The sequence below is a fragment of the Escherichia sp. MOD1-EC6475 genome, assembly GCF_003046645.1.
Taxonomy (GTDB): domain Bacteria; phylum Pseudomonadota; class Gammaproteobacteria; order Enterobacterales; family Enterobacteriaceae; genus Escherichia; species Escherichia ruysiae.
This window is the reverse complement of sequence record NZ_PZKQ01000076.1, coordinates 1-4,195: the sequence shown is the minus strand read 5'-3', so window position 1 is coordinate 4,195 and position 4,195 is coordinate 1. Positions and strand designations below refer to the sequence as shown.

Genomic DNA, 4,195 nt, shown 5'->3' with positions numbered 1-4,195 from the left:
TATCGATCTGGTCGAATGCGCGAGCAGCACCGCCGTAGGTTTTAGCCAGTACGGTAGTGATTGCAGCGGTCAGCGTTGTTTTACCATGGTCAACGTGGCCGATAGTACCGACGTTAACGTGCGGTTTTGTACGTTCAAACTTTTCTTTAGACATCGATTGTCCCTCTAAGACACGGATAAATCGGTGATATCACCACATCAACCAGGCAACATGCCCGACTTGTTGAATGCAATAAACAGAAGGAAAAAACAGGGAGGAGAAAAGAAGTGGTGCTGATAGGCAGATTCGAACTGCCGACCTCACCCTTACCAAGGGTGCGCTCTACCAACTGAGCTATATCAGCACATCTTGGAGCGGGCAGCGGGAATCGAACCCGCATCATCAGCTTGGAAGGCTGAGGTAATAGCCATTATACGATGCCCGCATCCTGGAACTCGGCTACCTGATTTTCATTCTGCACTGAATATCGAGAGAAGCTCTCTTTATTCGAGCCGGTAAGCGAACTTATCGTCTCGGGCTACGCCATCGCGTGGCCGAAATTGGTGGTGGGGGAAGGATTCGAACCTTCGAAGTCTGTGACGGCAGATTTACAGTCTGCTCCCTTTGGCCGCTCGGGAACCCCACCGGACTTGATGGTGCCGACTACCGGAATCGAACTGGTGACCTACTGATTACAAGTCAGTTGCTCTACCTACTGAGCTAAGTCGGCATCAAGTAGCGCGCATTCTATGGAGACATGCGAGCTCATGCAACTAAAAAATTGCATAATTTGTTTTGTTGGTCATATTTTAAACAACTCGATGAAGAAACAGTCGAACAATGAGCAGATTAGCACATTTTTTCAGCATTGTTCTGCTTAACAATATGCGCCAGTTAAAACACCATTCTTTTTATCAGATGGAATATCTGTCACATTGCTTTTCACCGATAGCTTCCCGTAAGCGATTTTTTCTTATTATTCCTCCCCATCTGGTGTTACCCTCCTGCCCATTAACCCATTCAACAGAACTGTGACGCGCCATGGCAAATATCGCTTTGCCGATAAAGCTATGACCGTCAGAAACATGCTTATGAGTATAAAAGAGCAAACGTTAATGACGCCTTACCTACAGTTTGACCGCAACCAGTGGGCAGCTCTGCGTGATTCCGTACCGATGACGTTATCGGAAGATGAGATCGCCCGTCTCAAAGGTATTAATGAAGATCTCTCGTTAGAAGAAGTTGCCGAGATCTATTTGCCTTTGTCGCGTTTGCTGAACTTCTATATAAGCTCGAATCTGCGTCGTCAGGCGGTTCTGGAACAGTTTCTTGGCACTAACGGACAACGCATTCCTTACATTATCAGTATCGCAGGCAGTGTAGCTGTGGGGAAAAGTACAACCGCCCGTGTATTACAGGCGCTTTTAAGCCGTTGGCCGGAACATCGCCGTGTTGAACTGATCACCACCGATGGTTTTCTTCATCCCAACAAAGTGCTTAAAGAACGCGGGCTGATGAAAAAGAAAGGCTTCCCGGAATCGTATGATATGCATCGTCTGGTGAAGTTTGTTTCCGATCTCAAATCGGGTGTACCAAACGTTACGGCACCGGTTTACTCGCATCTTATTTATGATGTAATCCCAAATGGTGATAAAACCGTTGTTCAGCCTGATATCCTAATTCTTGAAGGACTAAATGTCTTACAAAGTGGGATGGATTATCCGCACGACCCGCATCATGTATTTGTTTCTGATTTTGTCGATTTTTCGATATATGTTGATGCGCCTGAAGACTTACTTCAAACATGGTATATCAACCGCTTCCTGAAATTCCGCGAAGGGGCTTTTACAGACCCGGATTCCTATTTCCATAACTATGCGAAATTAACTAAGGAAGAAGCGATCAAAACCGCCATGACACTGTGGAAAGAGATCAACTGGCTGAACTTAAAGCAAAATATTCTACCCACTCGCGAGCGCGCCAGTTTAATCCTGACGAAGAGTGCTAATCATGCGGTAGAAGAAGTCAGACTACGCAAATAATTTGCAGGGGAGCTAATGCTCCCCTTTCTTATTTTTCTGCACTACGCAGGGATATTTCACCACCCATCCAGGGTTTTATTATTCCATCCTGCTCAAGCAATAAAGCGCCCTGTTTGTCTATTCCGCGTGAAATACCAAATATTTCTTTATCACCAATGATAAGTTTCACTGGGCGATTAATAAAATTATCCAGCTTTTCCCAGCGCGAAAGATAAGGTGCCAATCCTTCTTGCTCGAAGAGTTCCAGCGCCGCGCGTAATTCACGTATTAGCATGGCCGCCAACGTATTACGATCGAGATTGATCCCTGCTTCCTGCAATGTGATCCATCCCTGGTTAACGACACTCTCTTCAACACGACGCATTGCCATGTTGATCCCGGCGCCAATGACTATTTGCGCTGCATCGCCGGTTTTGCCAGTCAGCTCCACAAGAATGCCTGCCAGCTTGCGATCCTGCAGATAGAGGTCATTAGGCCATTTAACGCGAACTTTATCTGCACCCAGCTTGCGTAATACTTCCGCCATCACGATACCGATAACCAGACTTAAACCAATTGCCGCAGCCGGGCCTTGTTCCAGACGCCAGAACATCGACAAATATAAGTTTGCGCCAAAAGGCGAAAACCATTTCCGACCACGGCGACCACGGCCTGCCTGCTGATATTCTGCGACGCAGGCATCGCCCGATTTAAGCTCTTCGATACGATCAAGAAGGTACTGATTAGTTGAGTCAATTACTGGCAGCACGGCTACACTACCGCCATCCAGCTGACTCAATATCTGTTCAGCATTAAGTAACTGAATGGGCTCAGGCAGGCTGTATCCTTTACCCGGAACGGTAAAGACATCAACGCCCCAGTCACGCAGCGTCTGAATGTGTTTATTAATGGCCGCCCGGCTCATTCCTAACGTTTCACCTAGCTGCTCGCCAGAGTGAAATTCGCCGTTCGCTAACAGCGCGATTAATTTCAGTGGAACGGTATTATCCTTCATGAAATCGTCTCCACTGCGCTAACTTCACCTGATGCACCAATAAAGCGAACTTCGGGCTCAAGCCAGACATTAAATTTTTCACCAACTTTCTGTCTTACATGATGTGCCAGTTGCACGACATCTTCGCTTTTTGCATTGCCTTCATTGACGAGAACTAACGCCTGTTGACGGTGTACCGCAGCCCCACCCATTTGCGTCCCTTTTAGCTGACACTGATCGATGAGCCAGCCAGCAGCCAGTTTTACTGAACCATCCGCCTGGGGGTAATTCGGTGCCGTTGGAAATTGTGCCAACAACGCGTTAGCCGTTTCGGCAGATACAACAGGATTTTTGAAGAAACTACCGGCATTGCCGTTCACTTTTGGATCGGGAAGCTTTGTCGTTCTCATATGGCACACTGCATCAAATACTTGTAGTGGCGTTACTGTTGAAGGCTCCAGACGAGTTAAGTCACCGTAAGTCAATACAGGTTGCCACTCTTTTGGCAGACGCAGACCTACGGCTACAATGGCGAAGCGATCCTGATATTCATGCTTAAAAATACTGTCGCGATAGCCAAAGCGGCACTCTTTGGCAGTTAAGCGCACTTGCTTGCCTGTCGCCAGTTCAACACAGTCAACATAATCGCAAACTCGCTGTAATTCTACGCCATAAGCGCCAATATTCTGGATAGGCGATGAGCCGACACAACCAGGAATTAATGCCAGATTTTCCAGACCGGGCATTCCTTGCTGCAAAGTGTATTTCACCAGACGATGCCAGTTTTCTCCTGCACCCACATGTAAATACCATGCATCAGGTTTATCATTAATTTCGATGCCTTTGATTCGGTTGATGATCACCGTTCCGCAATAATCCTCAAGGAAAAGTACGTTGCTTCCTTCCCCCAGAATAAGAACAGGCTGTCCTTCTGCGGTCGCATGTTGCCAGGCATTGAGTAATTGTTGTTCGTCTTCCGCGTATACAATGTACTGAGCATTATGATCAATGCCAAAGGTGTTCCAGGGTTTTAAGGAGTGGTTCATAGCTGCTTTCCTGATGCAAAAACGTGGCTAGTTTACCGTATCTGCGGGGGGATGGCTTGTAGATATGACGACAGGAAGAGTTTATAGAAACGCAAAAAGGCCATCCGTCAGGATGGCCTTCTGCTTAATTTGATACCTGGCAGTTCCCTACTCT

Annotated in this window: 4 protein-coding genes and 4 tRNA genes; 1 reads left to right on the top strand and 7 read right to left on the bottom strand. The window is 47.1% G+C overall.

The features are described 5' to 3' along the window. From A7589_RS20815 to A7589_RS20795, 5 genes are all read right to left on the bottom strand, one after another. A partial coding sequence (locus A7589_RS20815; RefSeq protein WP_001690099.1) for a GTP-binding protein occupies positions 1 to 154 on the bottom strand: 154 nt, incomplete at its 3' end. A gap of 114 nt (positions 155 to 268) precedes the next feature. After that, positions 269 to 344, bottom strand: a tRNA-Thr gene (locus A7589_RS20810). 6 nt (positions 345 to 350) lie between these two features. Beyond that, positions 351 to 425: transfer RNA gene (locus A7589_RS20805), tRNA-Gly, on the bottom strand. A 116-nt stretch (positions 426 to 541) separates the two neighbouring features. Next, a tRNA-Tyr gene (locus A7589_RS20800) sits at positions 542 to 626 on the bottom strand. Between the two features lie 8 nt (positions 627 to 634). After that, a tRNA-Thr gene (locus A7589_RS20795) sits at positions 635 to 710 on the bottom strand. Positions 711 to 1,071: 361 nt separating this feature from the next. Here A7589_RS20795 and coaA point away from each other — a divergent pair. After that, a complete protein-coding gene (gene coaA, locus A7589_RS20785; protein ID WP_000023078.1) occupies positions 1,072 to 2,022 on the top strand; it encodes a type I pantothenate kinase in 951 nt (316 codons plus the stop codon). 28 nt (positions 2,023 to 2,050) lie between these two features. Here coaA and birA read toward each other — a convergent pair whose 3' ends face one another. Further along, the gene (gene birA / locus A7589_RS20780) at positions 2,051 to 3,016 is read right to left on the bottom strand and encodes a bifunctional biotin--[acetyl-CoA-carboxylase] ligase/biotin operon repressor BirA (protein ID WP_000654625.1); all 966 of its coding nucleotides are present in this window, start codon (positions 3,014 to 3,016) and stop codon (positions 2,051 to 2,053) included. After that, positions 3,013 to 4,041, bottom strand: a complete 1,029-nt coding sequence (gene murB / locus A7589_RS20775; RefSeq protein ID WP_001016701.1) for a UDP-N-acetylmuramate dehydrogenase — start codon at positions 4,039 to 4,041, stop codon at positions 3,013 to 3,015. The genes birA and murB overlap by 4 nt, the downstream gene beginning before the upstream one ends. Positions 4,042 to 4,195 lie beyond the last annotated feature (154 nt).